The sequence below is a fragment of the Streptomyces sp. NPDC048560 genome (assembly GCF_040650955.1).
Taxonomy (GTDB): Bacteria; Actinomycetota; Actinomycetes; order Streptomycetales; family Streptomycetaceae; genus Streptomyces.
The window spans coordinates 195,648-211,331 of record NZ_JBEZIJ010000009.1; the positions used below are offsets into that span (position 1 = coordinate 195,648).

13 protein-coding genes and 1 pseudogene are annotated in these 15,684 nt (G+C 70.0%); 4 read left to right on the forward strand and 10 right to left on the reverse strand.

Annotated elements, in window-relative coordinates:
* Positions 1-5 precede the first annotated feature (5 nt).
* Together fdhF and AB0C82_RS24200 are read right to left on the reverse strand one after the other, a co-directional pair.
* Positions 6-2,699, reverse strand: coding sequence for a formate dehydrogenase subunit alpha (gene fdhF / locus AB0C82_RS24195; protein WP_362845571.1), 2,694 nt, complete (start codon positions 2,697-2,699; stop codon positions 6-8).
* Complete coding sequence (locus AB0C82_RS24200; RefSeq protein WP_362845573.1) at positions 2,696-4,399, reverse strand: NAD(P)H-dependent oxidoreductase subunit E; 1,704 nt, start codon at positions 4,397-4,399, stop codon at positions 2,696-2,698. Before AB0C82_RS24200 ends, fdhF begins: the two co-directional genes overlap by 4 nt.
* 355 nt (positions 4,400-4,754) lie before the next feature.
* Between AB0C82_RS24200 and AB0C82_RS24205 the strand changes: the two genes are divergently transcribed.
* The 3 genes from AB0C82_RS24205 to AB0C82_RS24215 are packed head-to-tail and all read left to right on the forward strand — an operon-like array spanning position 4,755 to position 7,281.
* Positions 4,755-6,146 (forward strand): MBL fold metallo-hydrolase, encoded by a 1,392-nt coding sequence (locus AB0C82_RS24205; RefSeq protein ID WP_362845575.1) that lies wholly within the window; start codon positions 4,755-4,757, stop codon positions 6,144-6,146.
* A gap of 29 nt (positions 6,147-6,175) precedes the next feature.
* A complete protein-coding gene (locus AB0C82_RS24210) occupies positions 6,176-6,541 on the forward strand; it encodes a rhodanese-like domain-containing protein (protein ID WP_362845577.1) in 366 nt (121 codons plus the stop codon).
* A complete protein-coding gene (locus AB0C82_RS24215) occupies positions 6,538-7,281 on the forward strand; it encodes a sulfite exporter TauE/SafE family protein (RefSeq protein ID WP_362845579.1) in 744 nt (247 codons plus the stop codon). Before AB0C82_RS24210 ends, AB0C82_RS24215 begins: the two co-directional genes overlap by 4 nt.
* An 18-nt stretch (positions 7,282-7,299) precedes the next feature.
* Here AB0C82_RS24215 and AB0C82_RS24220 read toward each other — a convergent pair whose 3' ends face one another.
* Complete coding sequence (locus AB0C82_RS24220) at positions 7,300-7,587, reverse strand: metal-sensitive transcriptional regulator (RefSeq protein ID WP_362845951.1); 288 nt, start codon at positions 7,585-7,587, stop codon at positions 7,300-7,302.
* 81 nt (positions 7,588-7,668) lie between these two features.
* Between AB0C82_RS24220 and AB0C82_RS24225 the strand changes: the two genes are divergently transcribed.
* Positions 7,669-8,244, forward strand: a complete 576-nt coding sequence (locus tag AB0C82_RS24225; protein WP_362845581.1) for a rhodanese-like domain-containing protein — start codon at positions 7,669-7,671, stop codon at positions 8,242-8,244.
* Positions 8,245-8,328: 84 nt separating this feature from the next.
* Here the strand turns inward: AB0C82_RS24225 and AB0C82_RS24230 are convergent, their stop codons facing one another.
* The 7 genes and pseudogenes from AB0C82_RS24230 to AB0C82_RS24260 form a co-directional block, all read right to left on the reverse strand.
* Entirely contained in the window at positions 8,329-9,357 is a 1,029-nt protein-coding gene (locus tag AB0C82_RS24230) for a zinc-binding alcohol dehydrogenase family protein (protein ID WP_362845583.1), read from the reverse strand.
* A gap of 206 nt (positions 9,358-9,563) precedes the next feature.
* Positions 9,564-9,815, reverse strand: a complete 252-nt coding sequence (locus tag AB0C82_RS24235) for a phosphopantetheine-binding protein (RefSeq protein WP_362845585.1) — start codon at positions 9,813-9,815, stop codon at positions 9,564-9,566.
* Positions 9,812-11,269, reverse strand: coding sequence for a dihydrolipoamide acetyltransferase family protein (locus AB0C82_RS24240; protein WP_362845587.1), 1,458 nt, complete (start codon positions 11,267-11,269; stop codon positions 9,812-9,814). The genes AB0C82_RS24235 and AB0C82_RS24240 overlap by 4 nt, the downstream gene beginning before the upstream one ends.
* Positions 11,270-11,271: 2 nt before the next feature.
* On the reverse strand, positions 11,272-12,270 hold the full coding sequence (locus tag AB0C82_RS24245) for an alpha-ketoacid dehydrogenase subunit beta (RefSeq protein WP_362845589.1): 999 nt from the start codon (positions 12,268-12,270) through the stop codon (positions 11,272-11,274).
* 2 nt (positions 12,271-12,272) lie between these two features.
* Positions 12,273-13,343, reverse strand: a complete 1,071-nt coding sequence (gene pdhA, locus AB0C82_RS24250) for a pyruvate dehydrogenase (acetyl-transferring) E1 component subunit alpha (RefSeq protein ID WP_362845591.1) — start codon at positions 13,341-13,343, stop codon at positions 12,273-12,275.
* Positions 13,340-15,130, reverse strand: coding sequence for an acetate--CoA ligase (gene acsA, locus AB0C82_RS24255; RefSeq protein ID WP_362845953.1), 1,791 nt, complete (start codon positions 15,128-15,130; stop codon positions 13,340-13,342). The genes pdhA and acsA overlap by 4 nt, the downstream gene beginning before the upstream one ends.
* A gap of 234 nt (positions 15,131-15,364) precedes the next feature.
* A pseudogene (locus AB0C82_RS24260) lies at positions 15,365-15,508 on the reverse strand (alcohol dehydrogenase catalytic domain-containing protein); the annotation flags it as partial.
* Between the last annotated feature and the right edge of the window lie 176 nt (positions 15,509-15,684).

Below are 15,684 nucleotides of genomic sequence, written 5' to 3' on the forward strand. Positions count from 1 at the left end.
GCCCGTCAGCCATCCGGCTTCGCGGGAACGACCCGCACCGCTGTGACTTTGTACTCCGGGCATGAGGTCACGGTGTCGGAATGGTCCGAGGTGAGGGTGTTGACACCACTGACCGGGAAGTGGAAGGAGCAGAAGACCTGTCCTGGGGCGAGTTCCGCACCGACGGAGGCGATGAGGCGGGCCCGTCCATGGCGGCTCTCGACGGTGACGGGGGCGCCGTCCCGCAGTCCGTAGCGGGCAGCGTCCTCGGGGTGCAGGTCGAGGCGGTCGTGGGCGTCGAGGAGGAGGTTGTCGCCGCGCCGCGTCATGCTTCCCGAGTTGTAGTGGGCCCAACGGCGCCCCGTGACGAGCAGCAGCGGGTAGTCCTGGTCCGGCCGCTCACCGGGCGGGAGGTAAGGGGCGGCGGACAGGTGGGCACGACCGTCGGAGGTGTTGAACGATCTGGTGTACAGCGTGGCTTCGCCCGGCCCGTCCGGCGAAGGACAGGGCCATGGCACCGCGCCCTCACGGTCGAGCCGCTCGTGCGAGAGACCCGCGAAGAGGGGCGTCACCCGTCCGCACTCGGCGAGGGCACTCGCAGGCGTGGGGCAGCCCAGGTCGGCGCCGAGAGCTTCGGCGACGGCATGTAGGACATCGAAATCGGAACGGGCCTCGCCGGGTGGAGCAACCGCCGTCCGTACGCGCTGGAAGCGGCGGTCGAAGTTGACGAATGTCCCGTCCTTCTCCAGCCACGAAGCCACGGGCAGAACGATGTCGGCGTGCCGGGCGGTCTCGCTGAGGAAGAGCTCGTCGACCACCACCAGCGGGCAGGCGTCGAGCGCCTCGGCGACTCGTCGGCTGTCGGGGTCGGTGGCGCAGACATCCTCGCCGATGATCCACAGGGCATGCAGCCGCCCCTCGCGGGCAGCTGTGAACATCTCGGGAATGCGCAGTCCGGCTTGCGCCGGGACGGGGCGGCCCCACACCTCTTCGGCACGTGCGCGCGCCTCGGGGTCGGTGACCCGGCCGTAACCGGGAAGCAGGTCGGGAAGAGCACCCATGTCGGAGGCGCCCTGGACGTTGTTCTGTCCACGCAACGGGCTGATGCCGTAGCCGCGTCCGGTGCCGCCGACGGCCCCGCGCAAAATGGGCAGGTTCGCCAGGGTCCGTACACCGTCGGTGCCGTGCAGGTGCTCCGTGACGCCGAGACCGTACAGGACGGCTGGGCGTTCGGCCCGGCCGAAGAGCCGGGCAGCGGCCATGATTTCCCCGGCGGGGACGCCGGTGATCTCGGCGACGCGCGCGGGCGGGTAGTCGGCGAGGAGCTCGGTGAGTTCGCCGAGTCCGGCGGCACGTTCGACGAGAAAGTCCGGGGCGGTCATGCCTTCGTCGACGAGGACGTGGGCGATACCGTGAAAAAGGGCGACGTTGGTTCCGGGGCGAGGGCGCAGATGCACGTCGGCGTGGTGTGCGAGACCGACGGCACGGGGGTCCACCACTATCAGGGAGGCTCCGCCGAGGGCCTGTTGAAGGAGGCGCGCACCCACCACCGGGTGCGCCTCGACGGGGTTGGCCCCCACGACCATCAGACAGTCCGCGGTCTCGACGTCGTCGAAGGGGTCGGTGCCGCCTGCGCGTCCGAAGGAGGCGGTGAGTCCGGCTGCCGAGGGAGCGTGGCAGAGACGGGAGCAGTTGTCCACGTTGTTGGTGCCGATGACGGTCCGGAGAAGTTTCTGGACGAGGTAGTTCTCCTCGTTGGTGGCGCGGGCCGAGGAGACGGCGGCGACCGCGTCGGGCCCGCCGATCTCGACGGCAGTGCGCAGCCCGTCGGCGAAATAGGCCAGCGCTGCGTCCCAACTTGCCTTCTCAAGAGTCCCGTTGCGGCGGATCAGTGGCTCGGTAAGGCGTTCCGCGGAAGTGAGGTATCCGTACGAGTAGCGCCCCTTGACGCAGGCGTGGCCTCGGTTGACAGGTCCGTCCTTGGCGGGGAGGACGGCCGCGACCCGTTCCTCATCGACGACGACGTCGAGGGTGCAGCCGACACCGCAGTACCCGCATGTGGTCCGCACCTGGTCGGGGTGCGACTGCTGGGAGGTGAGGCCGCGGCCGGGCCCCGGCTGGGTGAGCGCGCCGGTGGGGCAGGTATCGACACAGCCGCCGCAGGAGACGCAGTCGGAGGCCGCCCAGGGACCTCCGGTGCCGGGAGCGACGACCGTGTCGGCGCCGCGTCCGGTGAGGGTCAGGGCGAAGGTGCCCTGGACGTCCGCACACATGCGGACGCAGCGCCCGCATGCGATGCACAGGTCCCGGTCTAGATGTACGAAGGGGTGACTCTCGTCCTGCCCGCGTCCGGGGTCACCGACCGCCGTGTCCGCCGGGACGCCCAAGGCCCTGCATGCCTCGGCCAGTTCACTGTGCGTGCTGTCGGCAAGTGCGTACGGCGGGAGTTCCGAGGCGATCAGGGTGAGCGCGTCCCGGCGCAGATTCCGCACCTCCTCGTCCGCGGTTTCGACAGTGAGGCCTGACGTAGCGGGCGTGACGCATGCGGCGACGGTCCGTCCGTCGGCGCGAACCAGGCAGGACCGGCAGGAGCCGGCCGGCCGGAGTCGGTCGTCGTGGCAGAGGGAAGGGAGTTCGGCTCCGGTGGCACGTACCGCGTCGAGCAGTGAGGTCCCGGCGGCCAGTTCTACCGGAGCGCCGTCGATCTGGAGCCGTGTCATCGATCCCATCCTTCCAGGGCCGGACCGTAAGCGCGGGCCAGGCTGCGGACAGCGGCGGGCACTCTGCGTCCGAAGGCGCAGAGGCTCGCCTCGGCCATCAAACGTGCCAGTCGTTCATATGTCTCCCCCGGCCCGTCCCGGCCCTGGGCGAATTCGAGCCCTCGCCGGGTACCCACCCGGCAGGGCGAACAGGCGCCGCAGCTCTCATCGGCGGCGAACTCCCAGATGTGTCCGAGGAGTTCGTGCGGGTCCGTGGCGTCGTCGAAGGCGACCATGCCGGCGTGACCGAGGGCGGCCCCGCGCTCGGCGAGCGCGGCCGTGGTGAGGGGGACATCGAGCGCGTGCACAGCGAGGAAGCCGCCGAGGGGGCCGCCGATCTGGAGCGCGACGAGCTCGCGGCCATCCCTGAGGCCGCCACCGATCCGGGTGACGATCTCGTCCACGGGTGTGCCGAGTTCGACCTCATAGGCGCCGGGGCGGGCGAACCGCTCGGACAGGCAGACCAGTTTGGTGCCGGTCTCGTCCGGTACGCCGCGCCGGGCGTAGGCCGTGCCGCCGTGACGGACGATCCAGGGCACGGCGGCAAGGGTCTCCACGTTGTTGACCACAGTCGGCGCGCCCCACAGGCCGTGGTCCGTGGGGTAGGGAGGCCGGGGGCGCGCGCATCCACGGGCGCCCTCCAGGCGGGCGATGAGGGCGGTCTCCTCACCGGCCACGTAGGAGCCCGCGCCCTCGACGATCTCGATGTACGGGCGGGGACCGGTCCGGTCGGTTTCGTGGTCCGAGGGGGCCAGGTCGCCGGACACTGTCGCGCGCTCCACCGCGCGGCGCAGTCGCGCCAAGGCTTTGGGGTATTCGGAGCGCACCATCACGGTGCCGCGCCGGGCGCCGCAGGCGAAGCAGGCGAGGGCCAGCCCTTCGAGGACCCGGTCAGGGTCCTCCTCCATGAGCAGCCGGTCGGCGTACGAGCCGGGGTCGCCCTCGTCCCCGTTGGCGACGACGATCGCGTCCGGCTGTCCCAGCACGGACGCCCACTTGGCGGCCACGGGGAATCCCGCGCCACCCCGCCCACGCAGTCCTGAGACCGCGACCTCCTCCTGTACGTCCTCGGGACGCTGCCCGGCCATCGTCCGGCGCCAGACGTCCCAGGCGGGTTCCCCCTCGACGACACCGGCAAGCAGTACGGGCGCTCCGGTCATGTCGGACACGGGGATCGCGGGCGCTCGCGGCTCCGTCCGCCGACTGAGCTGGTCCGCGAGATCGTTACCGGTGCAGGGCGTGGTGCCGTCCAGGGCGGCGGGGCCTGCGTAGCAGTAGCCGAGGCAGTGCACCGCCTGCAGGGAGGTCCGGCCGTCGGCGTCCGCCCGCCCCGCAGTCACACCCAGTGCCTGTTCGGCCTCCCCCAGATGATGTCCGCCTCGTGCGGCGAAGCACGCCGTCGCAGTGCAGACACGCACATGCCTCTCGCCGCGCGGGGCGGCGAGATCGGCGAAATACGTGGCGGGGCCGAGCCCTGTGGCGGCGGGCAGTCCGGCTGCCTCCGCGACGTGGGGCGCCCACGTCTCCGGCCCTTCGGTGGTGCTCTCCCTGGCCCGTTCCAGCGCCGGCGGCAACAGTCCACCGCGCCGTCCGTTCCGTGCGGTCAGCTCACGGAACGCGTCATGGTGTCCGCCCGGCTCCCCGGGCATCCGAACGGCCATGTTCCCAGAGTGACCGGGTGCGTCGCCGAGCGCATCCCGGCGGGCGGCTGCGCTCACGTGGCTCCATTCCGCAGGGCTCTCAGGCGTTTGCCGCGAACAGCGAGGCTCGAGGGTCGTCGCCTCGGGCTCTGTCAGGAGGCAACCACCATCCGAGGAACGGAAGCCACCCGTCGCGCGAGGTACTCCCACGACCGTGGCGGAGATATCGGCCTCCACCTCGCTCTTCTCATCCCTGGCAGCGTCGGATCACACGGTTCGTCCGCAGCGACCGACGCGGCTCGGAATATACCCCCCGGGGTAATGGTGTTACGGTGACTACATACCCCGGGGGGTAATACTCGAGAGGAGTAACTCAGTGTTCTTCGTTGACACCATCGAGCTGGAGGGCCTCGGCAACCGCAGCTATCTGGCCGGCGGCGAGCGGACAGCGGTGGCGGTCGATCCGCCCCGGGACATCGACACGGTCCTCGGGGCCGCCGCCCGGCGGGGGGTGCGTATTTCCCATGTGGTGGAGACGCACATCCACAACGACTATGTGACCGGCGGTCTGGAACTGGCGCGGATCACCGGAGCCGCCTATCTGGTGCCCGAAGGTGCGCGTGTCCCGTTCGCCCGGACCGCGGTTGCCGACGGCGACACCGTCGACATCGACGAGGCGCTGACTCTGACAGCCGTGGCGACCCCGGGGCACACACCGCACCACACCGCGTACGTACTGAGCGAAACCGGCCGGCCCGTCGCGGCCTTCACCGGCGGCTCCCTGCTCATCGGTACGGTCGGCCGACCCGATCTCGTCGAGCCACGCCTGACCGAGCAGTTGGCGCGCGCCCAGCACGCGTCGGCGCACCGTCTCGCCGACACCCTGCCTGACGAGACGGAGGTTCTGCCCACCCACGGGTTCGGCAGCTTCTGCTCCTCAGCGCAGGCCGACGGGGACTCGACAACGATCGGCAAGGAGAAGACCGCCAACACGGCACTCACCGTCGACGTGGACACCTTCGTCGCCGACCTCATCGCCGGCCTGGAGGACGTGCCCGCCTATTACGCGTACATGGGCCCCGCCAACGCAGCCGGCCCCGCGCCCGTCGATCTGACTCCGCCCGCGGTCGCCGATCCCGATGAGATCGCCGCCCGGCTCGCAGCAGGAGAGTGGGTGGTGGACCTGCGCAGCCGGATCGCGTACGCCGAGGGACATGTCGCGGGTTCGTTCAACTTCGAGGCGGACGGCAAGATCGCCACGTACCTCGCCTGGATGATCCCGTGGGGCAAGCCCGTCACCCTGCTTGCCGAGTCCGTCGACCAGCTTGCCGCCGCCCAGCGAGAACTGGTGCGCGTAGGCATCGACCGCCCGGCCGCCGCCTCGATCGGCGGGCCCACCGACTGGCTCCGCGACAACGAGAGCGCCGTGTCGTTCCCCCGCTCCACGTTCGCGGAGCTCGCGGCGCAGGACAAGGCCCGGATTGTCGTGCTGGACGTGCGCCGCGACTCCGAACGCGCGGACGGCTGGATCGAGGGATCGGTGCACATACCGGTCCACCAACTGCACGGCCGCACGGACGAGGTGCCCGACGGCACGGTCTGGGTGCACTGCGCCGGCGGCATGCGCGCGGGCATCGCCGCCTCACTGCTGGATGCCGCAGGGCGGAGGGTGGTAGCCGTGGACGACGGCTTCGACGCCGCCGAGGAGGCCGGACTCACCATCGTCACCGCGGCTGACACAGGGAACACCCAGCCGGTCCAGGCCTGATCACACCCGACAGAAAGGGGACGTCGACCATGTTCCTCACGCACAAGAGTGTCCTGCGCCTGTCCGTACATGAGGCGCGCACCCGCACCAGCGGCGACCGGCCCGAAGCGATGCTGCTGGACGTACGGGAGGACCCCGAATGGAGATCCGGCCACGCCCCCGGCGCGGTCCACGCACCGCTGACCGGGCTGGTCGCCGGCGCCGCACTGCCAGAAGCGGCCCAGGGGCGTCCGCTGGTGGTCATCTGCCGCAGCGGGCACCGATCCCGGCGGGCGGCGAAGCTCCTCGCCGAGCGTGGCGCGGACACCACAGACGTCAAGGGCGGCATGAACGCGTGGGCCGCCGCCGGATTCCCGGTCGTCGATGAGCGCGGGAACCGCGGCTCGATAGTGTGAGCACCCTCATTCTCGCCCTGATCGCCGGAGCAGTCATCGGTCTGGCACTCGGAGCTCTCGGCGGCGGTGGCAGCGTCCTTGCCGTACCCGCTCTGATCTACCTGCTCGACTTCTCGCCGGCTTCGGCCACCACAGCCAGCCTGATCATCGTGACCGCCACCTCGGCCACCGCCCTCTATGCCCATGCGAGGGAAGGGAACGTGGCCTGGAAGACGGGCGCACTGTTCGCCGCGGCCGGCATCGTCCCGGCATTCCTCGCCGGAGCCTCCGCCGGCCACCTGCCCGAAGTGGCCCTCACCACGGCTTTCGCGGTCATCGCCGCGCTGGCGGCGCTGCGGATGCTGCGGCCCTCCAGCACCGAACCGCCGGAGCGGATACGGCCCGTCAAAGCGGCCGGAGCGGGTGCGGGACTCGGAGCCGTGACCGGATTCCTCGGCGTCGGCGGCGGCTTCCTCGCCGTCCCCGCCCTGGTGAGCGTCCTCGGCCTGCGCATGAAACAGGCCGTGGGCACCAGCCTGCTCGTCATCACCGTCAACTCTCTCGCCGCGCTGACCGCACGGACGGGAACCGGCGGCGACCTGCGCTGGGAGGTGATCGCACCGTTCACCGGTGCCGCGATCCTCGGCGCATGGGACGGCAAACGCCTGGCGACGAAGATCCCCGGCACCACCCTTCAAAGGATCTTCGCCGGGGTCCTCCTGGCAGTCGCGGCCTTCATGCTCGTCGACGTGATCGTCTGAACAGCCGGGCCCCGACCATCAGGCCAGCGAAAGGAACAGCTTCTCCAGCCGGCCCCGCATCTCGTCCCGGTCCTCGCCGGAACGACGACCGTCCTCCATCTCGGACAGACACTGCTGGAGCCCGGTCGCGATAATCGCGAACCCGGCCCGGTCCAGAGCCCGCGAAGCCGCCGCCAACTGCGTGACGACCTCCTCACAGTCCCTGCCCTCCTCGATCATCCGGATCACGCCGGAGATCTGACCCTGGGCCCTGCGCAACCGGTTCAGGACCGACTTCAGTTCCGCCCCTGCCAGGTCAAGTTCCATCATCACTCCTCATAAATACCCCCAGGGGTAATGTACTCCCCATGATGGGGGCACCCTCGACGAACGAAGGATGACACTGCCATGACCACGCCCACCGCCCTCGGCACCTACGAAGCACGCACACGCCTGCACGAGCTGACAGTCATCGACGTGCGCACCCCGGGCGAATTCGCCGGCGGCCACGTGCCCGGCGCCCTCAACATCCCTCTGGACCAGATCCAGCGAGCTCTGACCGATATCCGCCACGCCGCCGACCGCGGAGACGTACTCGTGGTGTGCGCATCCGGCGCCCGCTCCGAGAACGCTTGCCGGATTCTCGCCGAGAACGGCATCAGCACCGCCACCCTTTCCGGTGGCACCGGCGCCTGGGCGGCCGACGGTCACGACCTGCAGCGCCCCCGGGGAACCACCCGGACGACGTGGGGGATGGAGCGGCAGGTCCGCCTCACGGCCGGAGCAATCGTCCTGCTCGGCCTTCTCCTGGGCCTGCTCATCCACCCCGCTTTCCAGATCCTCTCCGCGGGCATCGCCGCCGGCCTGGCATTCTCCGCCCTCACGAACACGTGCGGCATGGCCGCCATGCTCGCCAAGCTCCCCCACAACCGACCGAAGGCCGCCGACCTCGACAACACCCTCGCAGTACTGCGCAGCCGCTGAGCCGGCCAGGACGCGCGCGGGACGAGTCCCGCCCATATGTGACACGAGTACGGTGCAAGATCGGGAAGGCGCCCGGCCCCGCGGTCATCCAGGCACGAGGACGGCGGCGCCGCGCACCCGGTCGTCAGCCAGATCCCTCAGAGCCTGGTCCGCGCGGCTCAGCGGATAGGGGCTGACGGTGACTCGCATGCCGATCCGTGCGGCCGTGTCCAGGAAGTCGCGGCCGTCCTGCCGGGTGTTGGAAGTGACGCTGCGCAGGTTACGTTCCTCGAAAAGATGCCGCCGGTAATTGAGCACGGGGATGTCAGTGAGATGGATGCCCGCGACGGCAAGCGTTCCCGCACGGTCCAACGCCTCCAGCGCCACGGGCACCAGGTCGCCCACCGGTGCGAACAAGATCGCTGAATCCAGTGGTTCGGGCGGTCGGTCGTAGGCCCCACCCACCGAGGAGGCGCCCAGGTCCGCGGCGAGTTCACGGGCGCGTGCCGAACGGGTCAGCACGTGCACGGCCGCACCTTCAGCCAGGGCAACCTGCGCCGCCAGATGAGCTGAGGCCCCGAAGCCATAGATCCCGAGCCGCCCGCCGGGCGGCAGGACGCTGCGACGCAGTGCCCGGTAGCCGATGATCCCGGCACACAGCAGCGGCGCCAGCAGCGCAGCGTCCTGATCCTCCGGGAGCCGGTAGGCGTAGTCGGCCGGGACGAGGGCGATATCGGCGAAACCGCCGTCCTCGTCCCAGCCGGTGTACAGGGAGGCCGGGCAGAGGTTCTCCCGCCCCGCCCGGCAGTAGCGACAGTCGCCACAGGTACTGCGCAGCCACGCCCCACCTGCCCGGTCACCGATCCGGAACCCTGTGACGGACTCGCCGACGGCTGCCACCCGCCCGACGATCTCGTGGCCGGGAACGGTCGAAACCCTATGCGGGCGCAGGTCACCCTCGGCAAGGTGCAGGTCGGTACGGCACACACCGCATGCCTCCACGCTCAGCAGAAGGTCACCGGGCCCTGGCGACGGCACCGCACGCCGCACATGCACCAGCGGACCCTCCGCGACCGGACCAGGGCTCTCAACTGCCCATCCGGTCAACGTTTCCGAAGCCTGCTCGCGCTCCATACTTCCAGCCTGGCCCCGGCTCACAGGTCCGGCAAGCGCTCACCACGGACCGGAGGACCGCAGCTGCACACCGCTGCATTCCGTGATGCGCAACGACGGGGCCCTGACCGCGAACCACGCTTCCCGTAAAGAACTTCGCCGCCGGCCGCTGGGTATGATCGACACCTGTCGAAGCGATCAGCGCCCCTCATCTCCACGCGGGCACATCAGCCCGTGCGGGTGACGAGAAAGTCGGCGCTGCCGGACAGCGTGGTCAGCTGGGGCGTGTCCTCGTCCTCGATTCGAACGCCGGACCGTTCGCTGAGCACCTCGACAAAGCTCAGGAAGTCCAGGGAGTCCATCTCCAGCGAGTCACGGAACGCTTCGTCGGACCCCAGTTCGGCGAAGTCGGCGTCCGGGACGACCTGAGAGATCGAATCCCTCACCATGTCCAGTGCTTGGGTTCGGTTGATGTTCACAGCTTCTCCGGGTTCTGGAGGAGGCGGGTGACGGCCGTGAGGTATCGGGCGCCGACGGCGCCGTCCGTCGCTCGGTGGTCGGCCGAGAGGGTTGCGGTGACTACGGGTCGCACGCCCAGCATGCCGTCGACGGCGCACGGCCGGTCGGCCACCCGCCCGAAGCCGACAAGGGCCACCTGCGGCGGGTAGATCACTCCGAACACGGTCTCCACTCCCTGATCTCCGAGGCTGGTGACCGTGATCGTGGCGTCCGACACCTCGGAAGCCCGCAGTCTGCCCGTACGGGCCCGGATGACCAGGTCCTTCAGGGCCGCCATCAACTGCGGGAGTGCCAGCGTGTCCGCGTGGTGCAGTGCTGGGGCGACAAGCCCTCCGCCACGCAGCGACACAGCCACGCCGAGATGTACACCCTCGCCGGCCTTGAAGTGGTCGTCGGTCCAGGAGCCGTTGAGTGCGGGGACGTTTTGGGCCGCCAGGGCCGCGGCCTTGAGCAGCAGAGCTGCGGGGAGGAGCCGTTCACCGACCGGGCTGTTCCGGTTGTGCTCGTGGAGCCAGTCCATCGCAGCGGCCATGTCCACGGTCGTGGAGAGGTAGTAGTGCGGAATGTCCCGGTTGGCGCGGCTCATCAGACCGGCGATCGCCTGCCGCATGGCCACACCTCGGTGCCCCGAACGACGCTTGTCGTACGGACGTGCCACTGAGTCGCCGACATGAGCGGGGGGCGCCGCGGCCACGGTCGCAGGGCGGGAAGCCGCCTGACGTACGTCCGTGGCACGCACGGCCGAATCCTTGCCCGTCCCTCGCACCGCGGCCGGATCGACGCCCAGTTCGGCTGCCAGTCGCCGGGCGAGAGGGGTTATCCGAAGGCGCGGTTTCCTGCCGGCCGCCGCTTGCTCGACGTCAGACCGGGTGATCCTTCCCCCGGGTCCCGAACCATGCAGCGACTCCAGGCGGACCCCGCTCTGCTCCGCCAGGTGCCGGACCAGCGGGCCCTCTTCCATGTGGTCACCCTGTCGAGGGCCGGATGGTACCGGGGTCGGTTCCGTGGCGGGTTCGGGAGCAGTTGACGGGAGCTTGGCGGACTCGCTCTTCTCGCGACGGGCCGCTCGTCCCTTCGTCGCCTTTCCGGTCTCTCCAGGGCCCTTGGGTTTCCTGGCCTTTCGCGGGTCTCGGGTGGTGTGCGGCTTCTCCTCGCCGCCCGGGCGCTCGGGCTTCTTCGTCGGCACCCCGATCCGCGCGAGCGGTGTACCGACCGGCACCGTCGTGCCGGGCTCGGCGAGGAGTTCGGCCATGGTTCCGGTCTCGAAGCACTCCACCTCGATGGTCGACTTCGCGGTCTCGATGACGGCGACCGGTTCGCCCTTGTGGACGAGGTCGCCGGGACCCACCAGCCACTCCACGAGCGTTCCCTCGTCCATGTCGGCGCCGAGAGACGGCATCCTGAACTCGGCCATGATCAGTCCACCGCCCGGTGGACGGCCGCGACGATGTCGGCGGTCTGCGGCAGGGCCGCCTCCTCCAGCTGCCGGGCGTAGGGTATCGGCACCTCTGCGCTGCATACCCGCTCGACGGGCGCGTCCAATTCGTAGAAGGATTCCTCAGCGATACGGGCGGAGACCTCGGCGGCGAAGCTTCCCGTCCGCCATGCCTCGTCGACGACCACGGCACGGTGGGTCCGGGCCACGGAAGCGGCGACCGTCCGGGCGTCGTAGGGCCGGAGGGTACGCAGGTCGATCACCTCGGCGCTGATCCCCGCGGCGGCCAGCTGGTCCGCCGCAGAGAGGGCCTTGGGCAGCGAACCGCCGTACGTGATCAAGGAGATATCGGAACCGGACCTGCGTATCGCCGCGTGGTCCAGATCCTCGGGTGAGGCGGTCGGCAGGAGTTCGCCGGAGGCGTTGTAGAGGCTACCGTGCTCGAAGATCAGTACGGGGTCGGGATCTGCGAGCGCAGGAGCCAGCATGTGGCGGGCGTCCTCGATGGTGGCGGGGGCGAGGACTCGGATTCCGGGGATGTGTGCGTACCAGCCTTCCAGGCTGTGCGAGTGCTGGGCGGCGAGCTGCCGTCCGGCGCCCGTGGTCATACGGATGACCAGCGGAACGGGCAACTGGCCGCCCGACATGTGCAGCAGCGTGGCGGCGTTGTTGAGAATCTGGTCAAGAGCGAGCAGGCTGAAGTTGACGGTCATGATCTCGACGACCGGCCGCAGCCCGGCCAGGGCAGCGCCGATGCCGGCGCCCACGAACGCGGACTCCGACAGCGGGGTGTCACGCACACGTTCGGGCCCGAACTCCTCCAGCAGGCCAAGGCTGACGCCGAAACATCCGCCGTAGCGGCCCACATCCTCACCCATCAGGAAGACGCGGTCGTCGGAGCGCATGGCGTCCCGAAGCGCTTCGCGCATCGCCTCGCGGTACGTGGTCTTCACCGCCACCGGTTGCTTGCTCTTCCCCATGGTCAACTCACCTCCGACGGAGCACTGGTGACGTGGCGCAGGAGGTGCTCCACCGGCTCCTCGGGCGCTTGCTCGGCCGCCCCTACGGCGTGGTCGACGTCGGCCGCGACCCGGCGCTCGATCCCGGCGAGTTCGTCGTCGAGCGACACTCCGTTCTCACGCATGCGGTCGAGGAGCCGGTTGATCGGGTCTCGGTCCTTCCACCGCTCGATCTCGGCCTTGTTGCGGTAGCGGTCCGGGTCGTACATGGAGTGCGCGCGGTAGCGGTAGGTGCGCAGTTCGAGGAAGTGCGGCCCGGCCCCGGCCCTGACCGCCTCGGCGGCGCGGCGGGCGGCCTGTTCCACCGCCTCGACGTCCATGCCGTCAACAGCCCAGGCGACCACGCCGTACGAGGCGGCCCGCATGGCCAGATCAGTCTGCGCCTCGTGTCGTGCCAGGGCCGTTCCCATGGCATAGAGGTTGTTCTCGCAGATGAGCAGCAAGGGCAGGTGCCACAGGGCGGCGAGGTTCGCCGTTTCGTGGAACTCTCCCTCGGCGAAGGCTCCGTCACCGAAGAAGCAGCAAGTGACACGGCCCTGCCCGCGCAGGCGATCGGCGAGCGCGAGGCCGGCGGCCAGCGGGAGTCCACCGGCGACGATGGCGTTGCCACCGTAGAAGCGCCGGCTCGCGTCGAACAGGTGCATGGATCCGCCCCGACCACCGCTGCACCCCGTCGTCCTGCCGTACATCTCGGCCATGACGGCCTCTGCCGTGATTCCGCGGGCCAGAGCGTGGCCGTGCTCGCGGTAGGTGGCGACGACCGCGTCCTCGGGTGTCAGTGCCTCGTTGACGCCTACGGCGACGGCCTCCTCGCCGATGTACAGGTGGACGAAGCCTCGGATCTTCGTAGCGCTGTACAGCTCGACGCACCGCTCCTCGAAACGCCGGATGCGCAGCATGGCCTCCAACAGGTCCCTGCGGTGCCCGTCGGTCGTACGGCCGGGCGAAGAGCCGACGCCAGTCTTCCGCCTGGTCTTCTCAGCCTTCTGGAGAACTGGGTCCTTGCGTGCGCCGGTGGGGCGGGCCGGGCTCATGAGGATCCCTCCAGGGTGGACAGGTCGCCCGTGGGCAGGCCGAGTTCGCGGGCGCGCAGCAGACGGCGCATAACCTTCCCGCTGCGGGTCTTGGGCAGATCCTGGTCGAAGGCGATCTCCCTCGGCGCGACGGCGGGCCCCAGCTTGCGGCGGCCGAAGGCCAGCAGCTCCCGCTCCAGGGCCGGAGTCGGCGAGACACCGGGACGCAGCGAAACGAACGCTTTGACGACGTTCCCGGCGACCGGGTCCGGCCGTCCGATCACGCCGGCCTCTGCCACTGACGGGTGCTCCATCAGTGCGCTCTCCACCTCGAACGGGCCGATCAGGTGGCCGGCCGACTTGATGACGTCGTCGGCGCGCCCCACGAACCAGTACCAGCCGTCCGCGTCTCGGCGCACCAGGTCACCGGTCAGATACCAGCCGTCCGCGAACGAGGCGTCGTAGCGTTCCTTCTCATGGAGATAGCCACGGAACATGGACGGCCAGCCCGGCCGCAGAGCCAGCTCGCCCTCGACATCGGCGCTTCGCACCTGCGTGACCCGGCCGTCCGTGACCAGGGCCCGACCGTCCTCGCCCTGTTCGAGCACGGTTGCCTCGACCCCGGGCAGGGGCCGCCCCATCGAGCCGGGCCGGATCTCGCAGGCGGCAAGATTGGCGATCATGATGCAGCCGGTCTCCGTCTGCCACCAGTTGTCGTGCACCGGCAGGCCCAGCACGTCCCTGCCCCACAGGACGGCCTCCGGGTTGAGGGGCTCGCCGACGGAGGCGATGAAGCGCAGAGCGGTCAAGTCGTGTGAGCGTGGCAGATCGTACGGTCCCTGGCGCGGTGTGGCGCGCATCAGCATCCGCAGGGCTGTGGGGGCGGTGTACCAGACGCCGACCCGCTGCTCGTCGAGGATCCGGTACCAACGCCGGGCGTCGTAATCCCCCTCGTCGACGACCACCGTCGCGCCGAGGACGAGTGGGGCGATGATCCCGTACGACATGCCCGTGACCCAGCCGGGATCGGCGGTGCACCAGTACACGTCCTCCGGGCGCAGGTCGAGGGCATACGCCGCTGTGACGTAGTGGGCCACGACGGCCTCGTGAACGTGCACCGCACCCTTGGGGGTGCCCGTGGTCCCGCTGGTGAAGTGCAGCAGGGCCATGTCTTCGGAAGCGGTCGACGGGATGGTGAAGGTGTCCGGGGCGGCGGCCATCAAGTCGTCGAAGGAGACGGTGCCGGGCAGTTCCGTGGCGCCGGGCCCGACGATCAGGACGTGCTCCAGTCCTGCGACGGAGGCCCGCCGTTCAGCGACCTTGCGCCGGTACAGGGCCGCGGTGGTGACCAGGACGCGGGCGTCGCCGAGCCGTAGCCGCTGCTCCACCGGGTCGGGGCCGAAGGCCGAGAAGAGTGGGCACAGCACGCTGGTGTTCTTCAGGGTGCCGAGCACTGCCGTGTACAGCTCGGGGCAGCGGCCGAGCAAGGTGAAGACCCTGTCTCCGCGGCCGACGCCGAGTGACCGCAGAAGGTTCGCGAAGCGCGCCGTACGTCGCGCCAGTTCCGCGTACGTGACGGTGGAGACCGAGTCGTCCCGGGCCACACAGCGCAGTGCGACCTTGTCCGCGTGGTCGGATGCCGCATGCAGATCGACCGCCTCGTGGGCCATGTTGACGCCGCCGCCGGGAAGCCCGGCCAGCTGACTGCGTGCGTGTGCCCAGGTGAATTCCGAGCAGGCACGGTCGTGGTCGGCGAGACGGGGCGGGACGAACGATGTGGTGTCCTTGTGGATGGTGTCCCAGTGCATCGGATCTCCTCCCGGCACTGCGGCCCACGGACCGGCCGGCCCGTTGGGCTCTGCTTCCGGGCTCCTCCCTCTCCCGGTGCAGCACGACGCCTCCCCGTGCAACTCGACTTCGAAGGCAGCTGTGGCGGCGCCCTGCGTAAACTCCCCGCAGGCGTGGTCCGTCCGGTCGAGGCCGGAGGTGTGGGTGACCAACCGGCCGCTGTCGAGGCGAACGGCGCCATCACCAGGCAGCCCGGACGCAGACGGTGAACCGGTCTCCGAGGCAGCGCCCACGGCTTCGTCGCCGCGGACCGTCCCCGGTCGCACGCCAGGGAAGTCTCCTCGCAGGATGTGCAGGTCGCCCCGGCAGAAGGTGCTGGTGCCGACACGCACGATCACGTCGGTCGCCTCCTCCGTCAAGAGGTCCGGGACGGTGTCCCACCCCGGCCCTTGCAGGCGAGCGCTCGCACGGACTCACTCCCTCACTCCCCTCGCTTCCACGGTCTCCCCAACGCGACACTCCGGCAACAGGTACCGCCCCTGCCGGACAGCCGGCCCTGCTCCCCTCGAAGGGC